The sequence below is a fragment of the Agrobacterium sp. rho-13.3 genome (assembly GCF_033957765.2).
Classification (GTDB): Bacteria; Pseudomonadota; Alphaproteobacteria; order Rhizobiales; family Rhizobiaceae; genus Agrobacterium.
Genome location: NZ_CP192775.1, coordinates 1,277,506 through 1,293,953, shown reverse-complemented (window position 1 = coordinate 1,293,953; position 16,448 = coordinate 1,277,506). Strand labels below are relative to the sequence as shown.

Below are 16,448 nucleotides of genomic sequence, written 5' to 3'. Positions count from 1 at the left end.
CGGTTTGCGGTGATATTCAGAAGATTGTGCCGCAGGACTTTGGTGTTTCAGCGAATTCAGTGACAGTTTCTTGAGATGATTAATCTCAATAAGGCGGATTACATGGAAAACATGGCCACCGCCAAGCTGGGAACACAGCGATTGCGGGTTGGCTTTGCAGCATAGAATTCTGCGACGCCCACAAGACAGTCCGCAGACCGCTAAAAACAGGAGCATTGATTTGTCCAAGAGTTTTGCAGATTTCAAATATCTGAGCTTCGATGTGGTTGGTACGCTGATCGATTTCGAAAGCGGATTGACGACGTGCTTGCAGAAGATCGGCGCAGAACATGGCGTTGCTGTCGATGGCGAAGCGGCTTTGGCGCTTTATCGCAAAGCCCGTTATCTGCCTGAAGTCGGCCTGTTCCCAGATGATCTGGTGCGTGTTTACCTGGTGATCGCGGCTGATCTCGGCCTGCCAACCGAGCGCAAATTTGGTGAGCAACTTCGCGAATCCGCCAAAAGCTGGAAGGCATTTCCAGATAGCGTCGAGGCCCTTGCCCGCCTTGGAAAACGCTACAAACTAATTGCCATGACCAACGCACAACGCTGGGCTTTCGAGTGCTTCGCACAGGAGCTTGGCAACCCATTCTACAAAGGCTTTACCGCCGATGATACCGGCACGGAAAAGCCGGACCCTGCCTTCTTCGACCACGTCTTCGATTTCGTTCAGTCCGAAGGCAACTCGAAAGCCGACATTCTGCATGTTGCCCAGAGCCAGTACCACGATATCGGCATTTCCAGAAAACTCGGCATGACCAATTGCTGGATCGAAAGACGCCATGCGCAAAAGGGTTATGGCGGCACGATAGAGCCTGAAAACCTCACGACACCTGACTTTCACTTCACGTCCATGGCGGCTCTTGCCGACGCGGTTGAGGAGAAAGCGGACGCTTAAAGCATATCGCGCAAAAGTGTGCAGCGGTTTTGCGGTAACGACATGCGCATATCTAGAGCCTGCCCGATAGGGGTAAAGACGGCGTCCATAAGCCGTTCAACCCGAATGAGATCAACAAAAAGGGGAATGAACATGACCGACAACACACTCATGAACTGGACCTCCGCAGACGATGCGATGGTTGAGAACGCCATTCGCCGTGGCGCGAGCCGTCGCGAACTTCTCAAGATGCTGATGGCCGGTGGCATTGCCATGACCGCAGGTTCGGCCATTCTCGGCCGCGCCGGTCAAGCGCTCGCAGCGGCACCGGTTTCCGGTGGTGCGCTGAAGGCCGCAGGCTGGTCCTCGTCCACGGCTGACACACTCGACCCGGCAAAAGCATCGCTTTCCACGGATTACGTTCGTTGCTGCGCCTTCTACAACCGCTTGACGACTCTCGATCAGGCAGGCGTAACGAAAATGGAACTGGCCGAGAGCATCGACAGTAAGGATGCCAAGGTCTGGACCGTCAAGCTGCGCAAGGGCGTGACATTCCACAACGGCAAGTCCCTGACTTCAGCAGACGTTGTTTACTCCCTCAAGCGTCACCTTGATCCGGCTGTTGGCTCCAAGGTCAATTCTGTTGCCAAACAGATGACCGGCTTCAAGGCCGTTGACGATCTGACGATTGAAATCACGCTGGAAAACCCGAACGCCGACTTGCCCACCATTCTGGCGCTGCATCACTTCATGATCATTGCCGATGGCACGACAGACTTCACCAAGGCCAACGGCACCGGTGCTTTCGTTTGCGAAGTGTTTGAGCCGGGCGTGCGTTCGCTTGCTACGAAGAACAAAAACTACTGGAAGTCCGAAGGCCCCTATCTCGACTCCTTCGAATTCTTCGCGATTTCGGATGATACCGCCCGTGTCAACGCACTGCTGGCTGGCGATATCCAGCTCGCCGCCTCCGTTAACCCACGCGCCATTCGCCTGATGGAAGGTCAGCCGAACGTCGTTATTTCCAAGACGACTTCAGGCAACTACACCAACCTCAACATGCGTCTCGACATGGCACCGGGCAACAAGGCCGATTTCGTGCGGGGCATGAAGTCCCTGATCAACCGCGAGCAAATCCAGAAATCCGTGCTGCGTGGCCTTGCGGAAATCGGCAACGACCAGCCGGTTTCGCCTGCCAACATGTACCACAACAAGGATCTCAAGCCGAAAGCCTTCGATCCTGACAAGGCGAAGTTCCACTTCGAAAAAGCCGGTCTCATCGGTCAATCGATCCCGATTGTCGCATCCGAAGCTGCCAGCTCCTCGATCGACATGGCAATGGTCGTGCAGGCCGCAGGCGCGCAGCTTGGCATGAAGTTCGATGTCCAGCGCGTACCTTCCGACGGTTACTGGTCCAACTACTGGCTGAAAGCGCCGATCCACTTCGGAAATATCAACCCGCGCCCGACACCGGACATTCTGTTCTCGCTGCTTTATGCGTCCAATGCACCGTGGAACGAAAGCCAGTACAAGTCCGAGAAGTTCGACAAGATGCTGGTGGAAGCCCGTGGCCTGCTCGACGTCGAAAAGCGCAAGACGATCTACAACGAAATGCAGGTGATGGTGGCAGAAGAAGCCGGTACGGTCATTCCTGTCTACATCTCCAACGTCGATGGCATTTCCTCCAAGCTCAAGGGTCTGCAGTCCAGCCCGCTCGGCGGCATGATGGGTTATGCCTTCGCTGAACACGTATGGCTTGAGGCCTGATCCCGGAACTTCGCCCGCCGCTATACATGCGGCGGGCACCCTCCGCTGCTTGCCTCGCATTGCTATCGGCGCCAATTCGCCGGACAATGATGTTTGAGGAAGACAGGATCGTTTCTGAAAGAGAGGCCGCATGAACAGACACGTCCTTGCACTAGTGATGAACCGGCTTTTGGTGGCGATCATTACTCTGCTGATTGTCGCCTTCGCCGTATTCTTCGCGACCGAGATGCTGCCGGGCGATGTCGCGCAAATCCTTCTCGGCCAATCCGCAACGCCAGAAGCGGTGGCGGGCCTGCGAACCGCCATGCATCTCGATGAACCGGCGTTTTTGCGTTTTCTGCGCTGGCTTGCTGGCCTGACCGTGGGTGACCTTGGAAAATCCTACGCCAACAACATGGCAATTGCCGATCTCATCGGCGGACGCCTCGCCAACACGATGAAGCTAGCCGCCGTCACCGCCCTGTTTTCCATTCCCGTGGCGCTGACGCTGGGCATCACCGCTGCCATCATGCGCGGCACAGTTTATGACCGCATCGTCACGACCATCACGATCACCGTCATTTCCGTGCCGGAATTCATGGTGGCGACCTCCGCTGTGCTGATCTTCGCCGTCTACCTTAAATGGCTACCCGCGCTGGCCTTTGCCAACGAAGTTCACTCGTTTGGCGAATTGCTGCGCGTCTTTGCCATGCCGGTCATAACGCTCAGCTTCGTCATTTCCGCGCAGATGATCCGCATGACTCGCGCCGCCGTTATCGAAACGCTCGACACGCCTTATGTGGAGATGGCGTTGCTGAAAGGCGCATCGCGCTCCAGAATGGTGCTGCGTCACGCATTGCCCAATGCACTGGGGCCAATCGTCAATGCGGTGGCGCTTTCCGTGTCCTACCTGTTGGGTGGTGTCATCATCGTTGAGACGATCTTCAATTATCCCGGCATTGCCAAATTGATGGTGGACGCCGTTTCTACACGCGACCTCCCGCTCATCCAGACATGCTCGATGATCTTCTGTATCGGTTATCTCGTTTTGATTACCATTGCCGACATCATCGCCATCGTCGCCAATCCGAGGCTTCGCTGACCATGGCACATTTTGCTCTTTCTCCCCGCAGGCTTGGTTATCGCTTCAACGCCGTCGGCGCGATTGCCCTGACCATTATCGTTTTCTGGGCATTGATCGCGATATTCGCGCCGCTGCTGATCCCCTACCCCGTGGGCGACATTGTGGATTTCGATTATTTCGGGCCAATGTCGAAACAATTCGTCATGGGAACGGACTATCTGGGCCGCGATATCTTCTCGCGCATTTTGATGGGTGCCCGTTACACGGTCGGCATTTCTCTGGCGTCGGTCGCCATCGCCTGTTTCAGCGGCGTCACCCTCGGCATGTGCGCAGCCGTTACCGGTGGCTGGTTCGATACGTGCCTGTCGCGCTTTCTTGACGCGCTGATTTCCATTCCGAGCAAGCTTTTCGGTCTCGTTATCGTTGCCGCCATGGGGCCGTCCATTCCGGTGCTGATCATGACGATGGCGATTATCTACACGCCCGGTTCCTACCGGTTTGCCCGCTCGCTGGCCGTCAATATCAACACTATGGATTTCGTAACGGTTGCCCGTGCACGCGGCGAAGGTGTATTTTACATCATCCGCTCAGAGATTTTGCCCAATATTCTTGGACCAGTGCTTGCCGATCTGGGCCTGCGCTTCGTCTTCATCGTGCTGTTGCTGTCTGGGCTGTCCTTCCTTGGGCTTGGCGTGCAGCCACCCAATGCGGACTGGGGTGCCTTGGTGCGTGAAAACATTGGCGGACTGCCATTCGGCGCACCTGCCGTGATGTTTCCGTCGCTGGCAATCGCGACACTCACCATCAGCGTCAATCTGCTGATCGATAATCTGCCGCAGAAAATTCGGGACCGGAGTGCTTGATGGCCAATCTCGTTGAAGTTCGTGACCTTAAGGTCGAAGCGAAAACCGACACTGGTCGCACGGTGGAAATCATTCGCGGTGTCAGTTTCGATATTGCCGATGGTGAAATCGTCGCGCTGATCGGTGAAAGCGGATCAGGCAAAACCACAATCGCCCTGACCATGATGGGTCACACGCGCCCCGGCTGCAAAATCGTCGGCGGCTCGGTTCGCTTGGGCGATAACGACATGGCGGCGACGTCGCAAAAGGCACTGTCGAAACTGCGTGGTACGGAAGTCGCCTACGTGCCGCAAAGCGCGGCCGCAGCCTTCAACCCCGCGCAACGCATCATGGATCAGGTCATTGAGGTCATTCGCATCCATGGATTGATGAGCGACGCCGAGGCCAGAATACGGGCCGTCGAACTGTTCCGCGCCTTGGCGCTGCCAAACCCGGACACCATCGGCCAACGTTACCCGCATCAGGTTTCCGGTGGTCAGCTTCAAAGACTTTCCGCCGCCATGGCGCTGATCGGCAATCCACGGCTGGTGATCTTCGATGAACCGACAACAGCACTTGATGTGACTACGCAGATTGAAGTGCTGCGCGCGTTCAAATCCGTCATGAAAGCCGGAAACCTTGCGGGTGTTTACGTGTCGCACGATCTGGCAGTGGTTGCTCAGATTGCCGACCGCATCGTCGTTTTGAAGGGCGGCGAGGTGCAGGAAATCGGCACGACCGAGCAAATCCTGACCGCCCCCAAGCACCCTTACACGCAGGAACTGCTCGCGGCCTTCAAGCCCCATATCCACGCTAGCGCAGCGAACAACGTCGAGACACTCAGAAAGCAGCCGCTGCTTGAGGCCAAGGGCATTGTCGCCGGTTACGGCCCAATCCAGCCGAACGGTATGCCGCTGGCGCTGGCTCTGAAATCCGTCGATATCTCGCTGGAAGAAGGCCGCAACCTCGGCATTATTGGTGAATCCGGCTGCGGAAAATCGACCCTGGCCCGCGCTATCGCCGGAATCTTACCGCCTGTTTCCGGCCATATCATTTTTGACGGCAAGGAACTTGCGCCAGATGCGCGCCAGCGCCAGCGGGAAGAGCTTCGCAAGCTTCAGATCGTGTTTCAGTTTGCCGATACGGCGCTCAATCCGTCCAAGCCGATTGGCGATATTCTGGAGCGCCCACTGGCTTTTTATCATGACATGGACAGGGCAGCCCGCGAGGCGCGGGTCGACCAGTTGATGGACATGGTGCGGCTGCCGCGCACGCTCAAATACCGCCGACCCGGCGAATTGTCCGGCGGGCAAAAACAGCGCGTCAACCTGGCGCGGGCACTTGCCGCAGAACCCAAGCTGATCCTGTGCGACGAAATCACCTCCGCGCTTGATACGGTGGTGGCTGCTGCCATCATTGATCTGCTGAAGGAATTGCAGCGTGAGCTGAAACTCTCCTACATCTTCATCAGCCACGATCTGTCGGTCGTGCAGGCCATCTGTGATGAAATTGCAGTGATGTATGCGGGCGAGAAGGTCGAGCAAATGCCGCCGTCTGCTATCGGCAAAGCCGACTCACACCCCTATTCCAAACTTCTCTTCTCCTCCGTTCCACAGCTCAATACCGGCTGGCTGGACGGGTTGGAGCGCGACCCGGAACTGGTGAAGGCTTTCGCGCAGCGTTAAAGCATGTCGCGCAAAAGTGTGCAGCGGTTTTGCGATAACGACATGCGTATAAACAAAAATAGAGCGTTACATCGGGAAAAGGCTGGTGAGCGGCATATGCGGTTTGACGATGGGCGATTTCAGCACCACGAAGCTGAAATATTTGTCGATGCCGATATCCATATCGATCAGCCGCTCCATGATCGTCTGATATTCACCGATGCTGCCGGTGACGAATTTCAGCAAATAATCATAACCGCCTGAAACAAGGTGGCATTCGATGACGGAATCCAGCTTCTCAACAGCGGCCAGAAACCGCGCAAAATCGATCTGCCGGTGGTTCTTTAGCGTCACTTCGGTAAAAACAGTCAGTGTCTGACCAAGTTTGCCGATATTGATCTGCGCGGAATAGCTGGTGATGAAGCCTTCCGCCTGCAATTTTTTGACCCGCATAAGGCAGGGACTGGGAGAAAGGTTCACCAGATCGGCCAGTTCCACATTGGTGATGCGACCGTTCTTCTGGAGTTCATGGAGAATCTTGACATCGATCCGGTCGAGTTTCATATCACCAAACATCCTGCTTTTGCATCACACGACAGCATAATATGCGGCGCAGCCTCATGCGCAAGCAAAACCGCTCATATGGAACGATGGTAATACCCGAAAAAATCAAATTTGGCAGAATGATGCGGCGGCGCGCAGGCTTACAGAATAAAATGCTGCGAACATTGCGTCTTGCGGCAGTCGCAAACCGGCGAGGCTGTTAGAATGCCGCGTCGACAGGAGAACACAATGCCCGCACCGCTTTACAGGATCGAAACCTCACCACAATTGCCGAAAGAAGCCGATGTGGTGGTTATCGGCGGCGGGATCGCTGGCGTGTTTTCAGCCTATTATCTGGCGCAGCGCGGCATGAAAGTAGCTCTGTTGGAAAAAGGGCTGATCGGCGCCGAACAGAGCAGCCGAAACTGGGGCTGGTGCCGCCAGCAGAACCGTGATGCGCGCGAATTGCCGATGTCCACGCACAGTCTGGCGCTTTGGGAACGTTTTGCGGAAGAAACGGGCGAAGACACCGGCTTTCGCCGTTGCGGCCTTCTCTATCTCAGCAACAATGAGGCAGAGCTGGAAGGCTGGGCGCGCTGGCGCGATTTTGCCCGCACAGTGGGCGTCACGACCCACATGTTGAGTGCTGGCGAGGCGAGGGAAAAAGGCCGGGCGACCAATCGCGATTGGAAGGGCGGCGTATTTTCGCCCACTGATGGTATTGCCGATCCATCGCGGGCGGCTCCCGTCGTGGCGCGCGCCATTCTGAAAATGGGTGGCACGGTGCATCAAATGTGCGCTGCGCGTGGTCTGGAATTACAAGGTGGTCGCGTCAGCGGCGTTGTCACTGAAAACGGAGCCATCGCCACAAAAGTCGTGGTTCTGGCAGGTGGTGCATGGGCGTCGTCATTTTGCCACCAACAGGGCATTCGTTTTCCGCAGGCCTCGGTGCGGTCTTCCATCCTCTCGGTCACGCCCGGTGCGAAAGGCCTGCCGGATGCGCTGCACACGGCGGACGTGTCTATCACCAGCCGTGGCGATGGCGGTTATACGTTGGCCATCAGTGGGCGGGCGCGTGTCGATCCCTCGCCGCAGCAACTGCGTTTCTCCCGCGAGTTCGTTCCCATGTTTCTCAAGCGACGCAAAAGTCTCGCTCTTGGCGGCTTGGAGGGCTGGAAAGCGGGGCATGAAACATTGCGCAAGTGGCGTATGGATGCGGTTACACCGATGGAGAAAAACCGTATTCTCGACCCCAAGATAGACCGGACACAGATCGACGAAACATATCGTCGTGCTCTAAGCCTGTTGCCTGAATTGCAAAAGACCAAAATTGCCAGCGCCTGGGCTGGTTTCATCGACAGCACGCCGGACGGTGTGCCCGCCATTGGCGAGGTCGAGGGCATACCCGGCTTCATCCTAGCCGCCGGTTTCAGCGGTCATGGTTTCGGGATAGGACCGGGGGCTGGTCATCTGGTGGCCGATATCGTCACCGGAGCAACGCCAATTGTCGATCCTGCTCCCTACCGCCCAGACCGATTGAACACCTCGGTCTGGGGCAAGGTTGCAGAGTTTTAAGCTGTTGGATTGCGCAGCAACCTCAAAGCATTCAGCGTAACCAGAACCGTCGCACCTGTATCGGCAAGGATCGCAGGCCACAGGCCGGTGATGCCGAGAATTGTCGTCACCAGAAAAACGGCCTTTAACCCCAGTGACATGGCAATATTCTGGTGAATATTGCGCATGGTGCGCTTGGACAAATCCACCATCCGGGCGACATCGCCAACGCGACCGTGCAGAATGGCGGCATCCGCCGTTTCCAGCGCCACATCCGTTCCGCCACCCATGGCGATGCCGATATCGGCAGCGGCGAGTGCAGGCGCATCATTGATACCATCGCCAACCTTGCCAACCACGAAGCCTTGGCTTTTCAGTTCGCCAACAATCCGCTGCTTGTCTTCCGGCATCAATTCGGCCCGCACCTCGATGCCGAGCTTTTCACCGATGGCCGTGGCCGTGCGCTTGTTGTCGCCTGTCAGCATAACAATCTTGACACCGCGTTCTTTCAGCAGCTTCAGACCCTGAACGGCATCGGCGCGAGGCTCATCCCGCATGGCAATCGCACCGGCCAGCTTGTCGCCGACGAGCAGAACCGAAACCGTTTTGCCCTCATCGTTCAGTGCGGCGATGGTGGTCAGATGCTGCTCCGGTATCATCACCCGCTGGGCAGCCGCTTTGGGTGAACCGAGGAATATTTCCTGCCCTTCCACGACAGCCGTTACACCCTTGCCACCCAAGGCTTTCGCATCATTGGCAGGCGGAACATCCACACCATTCTCTTCCGCCTTGGCCAGAATGGAAAGCGCAAGGGGATGGCTAGAGCCTATTTCGAGGGCGGCGGCAAGGCGGAGGATTTCTCCTTCGCTCAAATCAAAAGGCACGATGTCCGTAACCTTCGGCTTGCCTTCCGTCAGCGTTCCGGTCTTGTCCAGGGCAACTGCCGTCAGCTTGCCGAGACCCTCCAGCACCGCACCACCCTTCATCAGAAGGCCGCGACGTGCACCGGCGGAAAGTGATGCGGCAATGGCGGCAGGTGTAGAAATCACCAGCGCGCAGGGGCAACCGATCAAGAGAATGGCAAGACCTTTATAAACCCATTCATTCCAATCCGCGCCCGCAAAGAGCGGCGGAATGATCGCGACCAATGCGGCCACGACGACGACAGCTGGTGTGTAATATTTTGAAAAGCGGTCGATGAAGCGTTCCGTCGGCGCCTTCTTCTCCTGCGCTTCTTCCACCAGTTTCACCACGCGGGCGATGGTGTTGTCTTGCGCGGTAGCGGTTACCCGGACGCGCAAAGCCGCATCACCATTGACGGTGCCTGCGAAAACGACGTCGTCAACCACCTTGTGAACCGGCACGCTTTCACCCGTCACCGGTGCTTCGTCGATAGAGCTTTCACCGGAGACAATGACACCGTCTGCGGAAATCCGATCGCCGGGGCGAACGAGAATGGTTGATCCAACGACGAGGCTTTCCGCAGGCACTTCGCGTGTCTTGCCGTTTTCTTCCAAGAAAGCCGTTTTGGGAACGAGGGCGGCAAGGGATTTGATGCTGTCGCGTGCTTTGCCTGCGGCAACGCCTTCCAGCAACTCGCCGACAAGGAACAGGAAAACAACGGCTGCCGCCTCCTCCGTGGCATTGATGACCAGTGCGCCAATGGCGGCAATCGTCATCAACATTTCAATGGAAAATGGCGTCCCTGCCAGCGCTGCCATAATGGCGCGCCGTGCAATCGGCACCAGCCCGACAAGCATTGCGGCAGCGAAAGCATAAAGCTGAATGGACGGAAACAGATGGCCGACGCCATATGCCACCACCAGCGAAAGACCAGCCAAAATGGTCGCCCGCCCCTTTTTGCCTTTCCACCATGGCCCGCTGCTTGGGCCGTGGTCGTGACCATGCAGACCCTCGACATCGGCTTTGGCCGCGGCCGACCCGTGCGATGTGTGATCGTGATGATGATCATGGTTACAGCTGGCACCATGATCATGGTGCTCTTCGGTCTTTACAGAAGTCCCAGCCCCGAGTTGCTGAACGGCATACCCAAGTCCGCCGACTTTTTTCCCGATGGCTGTCAGGTCGCTCTTCTCATCATGGCTAATGGTCATCGTCCCTGCGGTGACGGACACGGACACATCCTCGACACCAGGCATACGACGCACTGCGGTATCGATCTTGGCGGCGCAGGAGGCGCAATCCATGCCCTCCACTCGAAATCTGGTCTGTAAAGCCGTGCTCATGGGGCATTCCTTTCGTTTATACCCACGTCTTACGACCTCTAGTAACTAGAGCTGCAAGAGGAAAAAGCGCGATTATGGATTTAATCGGATGTGATCGCGGTGAGACACCTGTGATTTTTCGCCTAATGCCGCATCACGCAAATTCTTTTCCCAAACCCGCCTTTGCAAGCAAGCTTTGCCTCTTGCTTCACATCACATCAATGACTTATGTTCACTTTGTTCTCAGGGCGGGGTGTAATTCCCCACCGGCGGTATCGGGATTTTCCCGGAGCCCGCGAGCGCTTCCGGTTCTACCGGAGGGTCAGCAGATCCGGTGAGATGCCGGAGCCGACGGTATAGTCCGGATGGAAGAGAACAAGGTGGCAGAGACCCGCACGCAGCGGGGCAATGTTACGTTGTTCGCCCAAGGGAAATTTGGCGTTTTCAAAAAACGCGAAAGTGCTGGAGACAGCATCACCCTTGAAAGGCATGAAATGACTATTTCTAAAATTGAAGATGCGATTGCAGCCATTGCACGCGGTGACATGGTCATCGTCGTGGATGATGAAGATCGTGAAAACGAAGGCGACATCATCGTCGCGTCCGATAGCGTCACTCACGAACAGGTCGCATTCATGATGAACCACGCGCGTGGCCTCATCTGCGTGGCGATGCCGGGCGAACGTCTGGACGAACTCGATATTCCACTGATGGTGCCCCGCAATACCGAGTTTCACAAAACGGCATTCACCGTTTCCGTAGACTATATTCCAGGCACGACGACCGGAATTTCCGCAAGCGACCGGGCCAAAACCGTTCGTGCACTGGTGTCGCCAGATACCAAGCCGGATGACTTTGCACGGCCCGGCCACATCTTCCCGCTGCGCGCCAATCCTCTCGGCGTGCTTGGCCGCACAGGTCACACGGAAGCTGCTGTCGATCTCTGCCGCCTCGCTGGCAAGTTCCCTAGCGGAACAATCTGCGAAGTTGCAAACGACGACGGCACCATGGCCCGTCTTCCGCAGTTGGAAGTCTTCGCCGACCGCCATGGTCTGCTGGTGGTGACGATCAAGGATCTGGTCGATTATCTCACTGTGCGTGAGCACGGCGACATTGCTGAAAAGCAGGTTGCCTGATCCGATCGAAGCCTGAAAAGCAAATGCGCCCTTTAAGGGCGCATTTTTCATTTCGATAATTGTTTACAGCGTTACCAGCAGCAGAATCCGCCATCCACCAAAAGATCAACGCCGGTAACGTAGCTTGCGGCATCCGACAGCAGGAAGATCGCCGGGCCAACCATTTCGTCCACATTCGCCATGCGCTGCATGGGTGTCTGTTCTTCAAACAGCTTTGTCTGGTGCACCATCTCGGGCCGTGTGTTCATTGGCGTTGCGGTGTAGCCGGGAGAGATGGTGTTGACGCGGACGCCGCGAGCCACCCACTCCATGGCCATGGACTTCGACATGTGAATGACACCCGCCTTGGACGCATTATAATGGCACTGCATCAAGCCGCGATTGACGATGACACCGGACATGGACGCGATGTTGACGATGGCACCGCGACCGTGTTTGAGCATGGCCTGCGCTTCCGCCTGACAGGACAGGAAAACGCCCTTCAGGTTGATGTCCATCATGGTCTGGAACTGGCTTTCGTCCATCTCCTCCGCCGGATTGGCGTTGGCGATACCAGCCGCGTTGACCGCCACCGACAACGCCCCAAGGTCTGCTTCCGTGCGGGCCACCGCATCGGTCAGCGCCTGTTTGCTTGTCACATCGGCAGCGATCTGCACGGATTTGCGGCCAGCCTTGGCAATGAAATCTGCCGTCTGCGCCAAACCATCATCGGTGCGGCGATCCAGCAAAGCCACGTCGGCACCGGCTTGCGCCAGACCCATGGCAATGCGCTGGCCGATGCCGGAGCCTGCGCCGGTGACGAGCGCGACTTGCCCTGACAGATCAAAAAGTTTTGGCGCATTGAGCGTGATGTTGGACATCGATATTTCCTTCTTTAGATTGTCGCCAGTTCCATGACCGAAACGTCATTGGCTTCGTCGCGGTTGAGGATGCCGGCCTGATTTCCCTGGGCAAGAACCAGAATACGATTTGACACGCCGAGCACTTCTTCGAGGTCAGAGCTGACCACGATAACAGCCACGCCCTGTTTCGCCAGATCAACGATAATGTCGTAAATGCCTGCGCGTGCGCCGACATCGATGCCACGTGTCGGTTCATCCAGAACAACGACACGCGGATGACGCGCCAGCCATTTGGCAATCACGACCTTTTGCTGGTTACCACCGGAAAGATCGGAGGCCGACTGTTCACTGCGGCCTTTCACGCCGAATTTGGCAATAGCAGCCGCGCTGAATTTTCGCTTGACGCCGGGCGTGACCCAGCATGTGCCCAACTGATCGAGATTGGCATAAATGATGTTCTCACCAATCTCATGGTCGACCACCAGCCCCTGAAGCTTACGATCTTCCGGCACCATGGCGATGCCTTCCGCGATGGCGTCAGCTGGGCTTTTTAGCGCGAGCGGCTTGCCGTTCAGCAAAATCTGCCCTTGGCTGATCGCATCTGCACCGGCAATGGCCCGCACCAGTTCGGTGCGGCCAGCGCCGATCAAACCGGCAATACCCAGAATTTCACCTTCGCGAACGCTGAAGCTGACATTGCGGAAAGCATTGTTTGCCCCCGTCAGCCCTTTAACCTCCAGCACCAGCTTGTCTTGCGGCTGCGGCAATGCGGGGAACATGCGCTCCAGCGAACGCCCAACCATGCTTTCCACTACGGTGCGGACAGGCGTTGCGCTATCGGCAAATTCGGCAACCCGCTGGCCGTCCCGAAGCACGACGATGCGGTCCGTGATCTGGCGGATTTCTTCCATGCGGTGGGAAATGTAGATAATGCCCACGCCCTCGGCGCGCAGCTTGCGCACCTGCTCGAAAAGCGCCTGCGTTTCTGCACCGCCAAGAGCCGCCGTCGGCTCATCGAGGATCAGAAGTTTGGCATTGAGCGCCAGTGCCTTGGCAATTTCGATAAGCTGCTGATTGGCGGTCGAAAGACCTGCCACTTTACGGGTCGCGGGAATGTGCAGATTGAGACGCGCCAGTTGCTCCTGCGCACGACGCACCATTTCCGCCCGGTTCACCACGCCGTTCTTCATGGGCCAACGGCCAATGAACACGTTTTCGGCGATCGAAAGCTCCGGCAGAAGCTTCAGTTCTTGGTGGATCAGGACCACGCCCTTGTCGATGGCATCCCGCGGAGAAGCGGGCGCGTAAGGCTGGCCTTGCCACGTCATCGTGCCTTCGGACGGCTCTCGCGAACCCGCGATAATGCCTGAAATCGTTGACTTGCCCGCGCCGTTTTCACCCAGCAGAGCAAGCACCTCTCCCGGATAAACATCGAGATCGACGTTCTTCACAACTTCGAGCGGGCCGTAGCGTTTGGTGATGCCACGGAGCGAAAGAACCGGCTCACGCATGACGGGGAACCTCCCTTGAGCACTTCAAATTGAAGAGCCACGATCTCACATCTCGTGAGACGGGGCTTCAAGACATCGAAGCGCCGCACCTCAACAGAAGGCGCGGCGCTTTGAAAAGATTAAGGATGGTTGGCGATGAAGCCAGCAACATTATCCTTGGTTGTCAAGGTCGCATCCATCAACTGAACCGGAGGAACCTTCTCGCCAGCAACGATCTTCACGGCCATTTCAACCGCGGTGCGGCCCATCTTCTGGGTCTGCTGTGTGGCTGTGACGTTGAAGACGCCATTTTTCAAAGCTTCCAGAGCAGCCGTGTCGCCATCAAAACCACCGACGATGATCTTCTGGGAAGGATTGCCAACCTTGATGGCCTGCGCTGCGCCAAGCGCAAGACCGTCCGCCTGTGCAAACACGATGGAAACGTCAGGGTTTGCTTGAAGAAGGTTCTGCATGATCTGGAAACCTTCGTCCTGGCTCCACATGTTCGACCACTGTTCTGCAACAACCTTCACACCAGAATTGGCCTTGACGGATTCCATGCAGCCCTTGGTGCGGTCCACTTCCGGCGTCGTGCCCTTCTGGCCGTGGATGATGACCATATTACCTTTGCCGCCCGCTTCCTTGATGATGTGATCGCAAACAGCCTTGGCGGATGTGACGGAATCGGTTGCCAGGAACGTATCGCCCGGTGCGCCGTCCGCATTGCGGTCAACGTTGATCACTGGAACGCCAGCAGCCTTGGCAAGCTTGACCGGAACGGTGGCTGCTGCTGCACCGGCAGGAATGTAGATCAGTGCATCAATGTTCTGCGTCAGAAGATCTTGGATCTGGTTGACCTGCGTTGGGCCATCGCCCTTCGCATCAACGGTCACGACAGAAATGCCGCGGGTCTTGGCTTCAGCTTCAACCGCCTGCTTGATCTGGTTGAAGAAGTTTGCTTGCAGGTTGGCAACGGCCAGGCCGATTTTTTTGACTTCAGCCGCGTTTGCGGAACCGAGAGACAGTGCCAGAAGTGCTGCGGATGTCAGCAGGATGCGCGAAAATTTCATTGTTATTCCTCCGGTTTGTTATGGCCTTCGGGAGACTATGCCTCCTCCCCTCTGGCCGTTTATCCTCTCCCCAACCGGGGAGATGGTTCTTCCAAGGCAGAAACTCTCCGCCAAAGCTGTAGGATCAGGCCTTTCTGCGGCGCAAGGTTTCAGCACCCACGGCAAGAACAATGACCACGCCGATGATAACCTGCTGCAAGAAAGGGGAAACGTTGAGAAGGTTAAGGCCGTTGCGCAGCACGCCGATGATCAACACACCAATCAGCGTGCCACCGATGCCGCCTGCACCGCCGGAAAGCGACGTGCCGCCAATGACCACCGCAGCAATCGTGTCCAGTTCATAACCGAAACCGCTGGAGGGCTGCACGGAGTCTAGACGCGCCGCAAGCACGATACCGGCGAGACCAGCCAGTACGGCGCAGGCCACGTAAACAAAAATCGTCACCAGTTGCACGTTGATACCGGCGAGGCGAGCAACCTCAGCATTGCCGCCAACCGCATAAACCGTTCGACCTTCCGCACGAAAACGCAGGAACAGCCACGACACCAGCGAGACAACCAGCATCAACAGCACGGTTGCTGTCAAAACACCGAAATGGCGGTCGATGGCGAGCATCATGAACCAGTCTGGAAAGCCGACGATCTGCTGACCGTCCGTAATCATATTGGCGACGCCACGCGCCACAGACATCATGGCAAGTGTTGCGATGAACGCCGGCACACGGAAGGTCGTGACGAGAACACCGACGATCAGGCCGCAGACGGCTGAGGCGAGAAGCGCCAGAACGATTGCAGCGCCCATGGGCATACCAGCAATATTTGCCGTCCAGCCCATGATCATCATCGAGAGAGCCAGAACCGAACCGACCGAAAGGTCGATACCGCCCAGCAGAATAACGAAGGTCATCCCGATGGCCATAATGCCGAGAACCGTGATCTGGTCGAGAATGTTCAGACCATTGCGCAGAGACAGAAAATTGTCGCTGGCGAAGGACAAAAACAAACATAGCAGCACGAGGCCCACCAATGGTCCGGTCGCACCACTCAACCACGCGAGCGGATTTCTGACCTGACTGACCGCGTCCTTGCGCTCTACCACAGACATAACTCCTCCCACCATTTGACGATACTTGCGATTTTTAAACCGATTAGAATATTTATTCACAGTCGGTGAAACATGCATAAAGCAGTTTTGAGAGGCTTGTCAATAGTTATGGTGGCGGCGGAAAAGGAATTAAAATGGGCTGACCAATATGGATTAAGCTTGACAGGCTTTCCAAATTTGCAATTATATAGGCATATGTATAAATATTCACACATGTATCATAATGAGGAT

General features: G+C 56.6%; 13 protein-coding genes and 1 riboswitch. Of the genes, 7 read left to right on the top strand and 6 right to left on the bottom strand.

Annotated features, from left to right (window positions below; all coding sequences use genetic code 11):
• The first annotated feature begins 166 nt into the window (after nucleotides 1-166).
• The 5 genes from RMR16_RS20825 (at nucleotide 167) to RMR16_RS20805 (ending at nucleotide 6,273) form a co-directional block, all read left to right on the top strand.
• A complete protein-coding gene (locus RMR16_RS20825) occupies nucleotides 167-937 on the top strand; it encodes an HAD-IA family hydrolase (protein WP_320197988.1) in 771 nt (256 codons plus the stop codon).
• A gap of 132 nt (nucleotides 938-1,069) precedes the next feature.
• Entirely contained in the window at nucleotides 1,070-2,683 is a 1,614-nt protein-coding gene (locus RMR16_RS20820) for an ABC transporter substrate-binding protein (RefSeq protein WP_320197521.1), read from the top strand.
• A gap of 130 nt (nucleotides 2,684-2,813) precedes the next feature.
• Nucleotides 2,814-3,764 carry an ABC transporter permease gene (locus RMR16_RS20815; protein ID WP_320197520.1) on the top strand — a complete coding sequence of 317 codons (951 nt, stop codon included), beginning with the start codon at nucleotides 2,814-2,816 and terminating at the stop codon, nucleotides 3,762-3,764.
• A gap of 2 nt (nucleotides 3,765-3,766) precedes the next feature.
• Nucleotides 3,767-4,609, top strand: coding sequence for an ABC transporter permease (locus tag RMR16_RS20810; RefSeq protein WP_320197519.1), 843 nt, complete (start codon nucleotides 3,767-3,769; stop codon nucleotides 4,607-4,609).
• A complete protein-coding gene (locus tag RMR16_RS20805) occupies nucleotides 4,609-6,273 on the top strand; it encodes an ABC transporter ATP-binding protein (RefSeq protein ID WP_320197518.1) in 1,665 nt (554 codons plus the stop codon). Before RMR16_RS20810 ends, RMR16_RS20805 begins: the two co-directional genes overlap by 1 nt.
• Nucleotides 6,274-6,339: 66 nt before the next feature.
• Here RMR16_RS20805 and RMR16_RS20800 read toward each other — a convergent pair whose 3' ends face one another.
• Nucleotides 6,340-6,816 (bottom strand): Lrp/AsnC family transcriptional regulator, encoded by a 477-nt coding sequence (locus RMR16_RS20800; protein WP_320197517.1) that lies wholly within the window; start codon nucleotides 6,814-6,816, stop codon nucleotides 6,340-6,342.
• 228 nt (nucleotides 6,817-7,044) lie between these two features.
• On the opposite strand from RMR16_RS20800, the gene RMR16_RS20795 reads away from it, so the two are divergent.
• Entirely contained in the window at nucleotides 7,045-8,370 is a 1,326-nt protein-coding gene (locus RMR16_RS20795; RefSeq protein ID WP_320197516.1) for an NAD(P)/FAD-dependent oxidoreductase, read from the top strand.
• Here RMR16_RS20795 and RMR16_RS20790 read toward each other — a convergent pair.
• The gene (locus tag RMR16_RS20790) at nucleotides 8,367-10,595 is read right to left on the bottom strand and encodes a heavy metal translocating P-type ATPase (protein ID WP_320197515.1); all 2,229 of its coding nucleotides are present in this window, start codon (nucleotides 10,593-10,595) and stop codon (nucleotides 8,367-8,369) included. The genes RMR16_RS20795 and RMR16_RS20790 overlap by 4 nt on opposite strands.
• 214 nt (nucleotides 10,596-10,809) lie before the next feature.
• A riboswitch (FMN riboswitch) is annotated at nucleotides 10,810-10,955 on the top strand.
• A 113-nt stretch (nucleotides 10,956-11,068) separates the two neighbouring features.
• On the opposite strand from RMR16_RS20790, the gene ribB reads away from it, so the two are divergent.
• A complete protein-coding gene (gene ribB, locus RMR16_RS20785; protein ID WP_320197514.1) occupies nucleotides 11,069-11,710 on the top strand; it encodes a 3,4-dihydroxy-2-butanone-4-phosphate synthase in 642 nt (213 codons plus the stop codon).
• 71 nt (nucleotides 11,711-11,781) lie between these two features.
• Here ribB and RMR16_RS20780 read toward each other — a convergent pair whose 3' ends face one another.
• The 4 genes from RMR16_RS20780 to RMR16_RS20765 all read right to left on the bottom strand — a co-directional run bounded on the left by RMR16_RS20780 (nucleotide 11,782) and on the right by RMR16_RS20765 (nucleotide 16,217).
• Nucleotides 11,782-12,570: an SDR family oxidoreductase gene (locus RMR16_RS20780; protein ID WP_320197513.1), complete on the bottom strand. Its 789-nt coding sequence runs from the start codon at nucleotides 12,568-12,570 to the stop codon at nucleotides 11,782-11,784.
• Between the two features lie 14 nt (nucleotides 12,571-12,584).
• Nucleotides 12,585-14,063, bottom strand: a complete 1,479-nt coding sequence (locus RMR16_RS20775) for a sugar ABC transporter ATP-binding protein (protein WP_320197512.1) — start codon at nucleotides 14,061-14,063, stop codon at nucleotides 12,585-12,587.
• A gap of 119 nt (nucleotides 14,064-14,182) precedes the next feature.
• The gene (locus RMR16_RS20770) at nucleotides 14,183-15,112 is read right to left on the bottom strand and encodes a sugar ABC transporter substrate-binding protein (RefSeq protein ID WP_320197511.1); all 930 of its coding nucleotides are present in this window, start codon (nucleotides 15,110-15,112) and stop codon (nucleotides 14,183-14,185) included.
• 124 nt (nucleotides 15,113-15,236) lie between these two features.
• The gene (locus RMR16_RS20765; RefSeq protein ID WP_320197510.1) at nucleotides 15,237-16,217 is read right to left on the bottom strand and encodes an ABC transporter permease; all 981 of its coding nucleotides are present in this window, start codon (nucleotides 16,215-16,217) and stop codon (nucleotides 15,237-15,239) included.
• Between the last annotated feature and the right edge of the window lie 231 nt (nucleotides 16,218-16,448).

Coding starts and splice junctions, on each gene's coding strand:
- RMR16_RS20805 (WP_320197518.1), top strand. CDS start 4,609: ATGGCCAATCTCGTTGAAGTTCGTGACCTTAAGGTCGAAGCGAAAACC.
- ribB (WP_320197514.1), top strand. CDS start 11,069: ATGACTATTTCTAAAATTGAAGATGCGATTGCAGCCATTGCACGCGGT.
- RMR16_RS20775 (WP_320197512.1), bottom strand. CDS start 14,063: ATGCGTGAGCCGGTTCTTTCGCTCCGTGGCATCACCAAACGCTACGGC.
- RMR16_RS20795 (WP_320197516.1), top strand. CDS start 7,045: ATGCCCGCACCGCTTTACAGGATCGAAACCTCACCACAATTGCCGAAA.
- RMR16_RS20780 (WP_320197513.1), bottom strand. CDS start 12,570: ATGTCCAACATCACGCTCAATGCGCCAAAACTTTTTGATCTGTCAGGG.
- RMR16_RS20770 (WP_320197511.1), bottom strand. CDS start 15,112: ATGAAATTTTCGCGCATCCTGCTGACATCCGCAGCACTTCTGGCACTG.
- RMR16_RS20800 (WP_320197517.1), bottom strand. CDS start 6,816: ATGAAACTCGACCGGATCGATGTCAAGATTCTCCATGAACTCCAGAAG.
- RMR16_RS20820 (WP_320197521.1), top strand. CDS start 1,070: ATGACCGACAACACACTCATGAACTGGACCTCCGCAGACGATGCGATG.
- RMR16_RS20815 (WP_320197520.1), top strand. CDS start 2,814: ATGAACAGACACGTCCTTGCACTAGTGATGAACCGGCTTTTGGTGGCG.
- RMR16_RS20765 (WP_320197510.1), bottom strand. CDS start 16,217: ATGTCTGTGGTAGAGCGCAAGGACGCGGTCAGTCAGGTCAGAAATCCG.
- RMR16_RS20810 (WP_320197519.1), top strand. CDS start 3,767: ATGGCACATTTTGCTCTTTCTCCCCGCAGGCTTGGTTATCGCTTCAAC.
- RMR16_RS20790 (WP_320197515.1), bottom strand. CDS start 10,595: ATGAGCACGGCTTTACAGACCAGATTTCGAGTGGAGGGCATGGATTGC.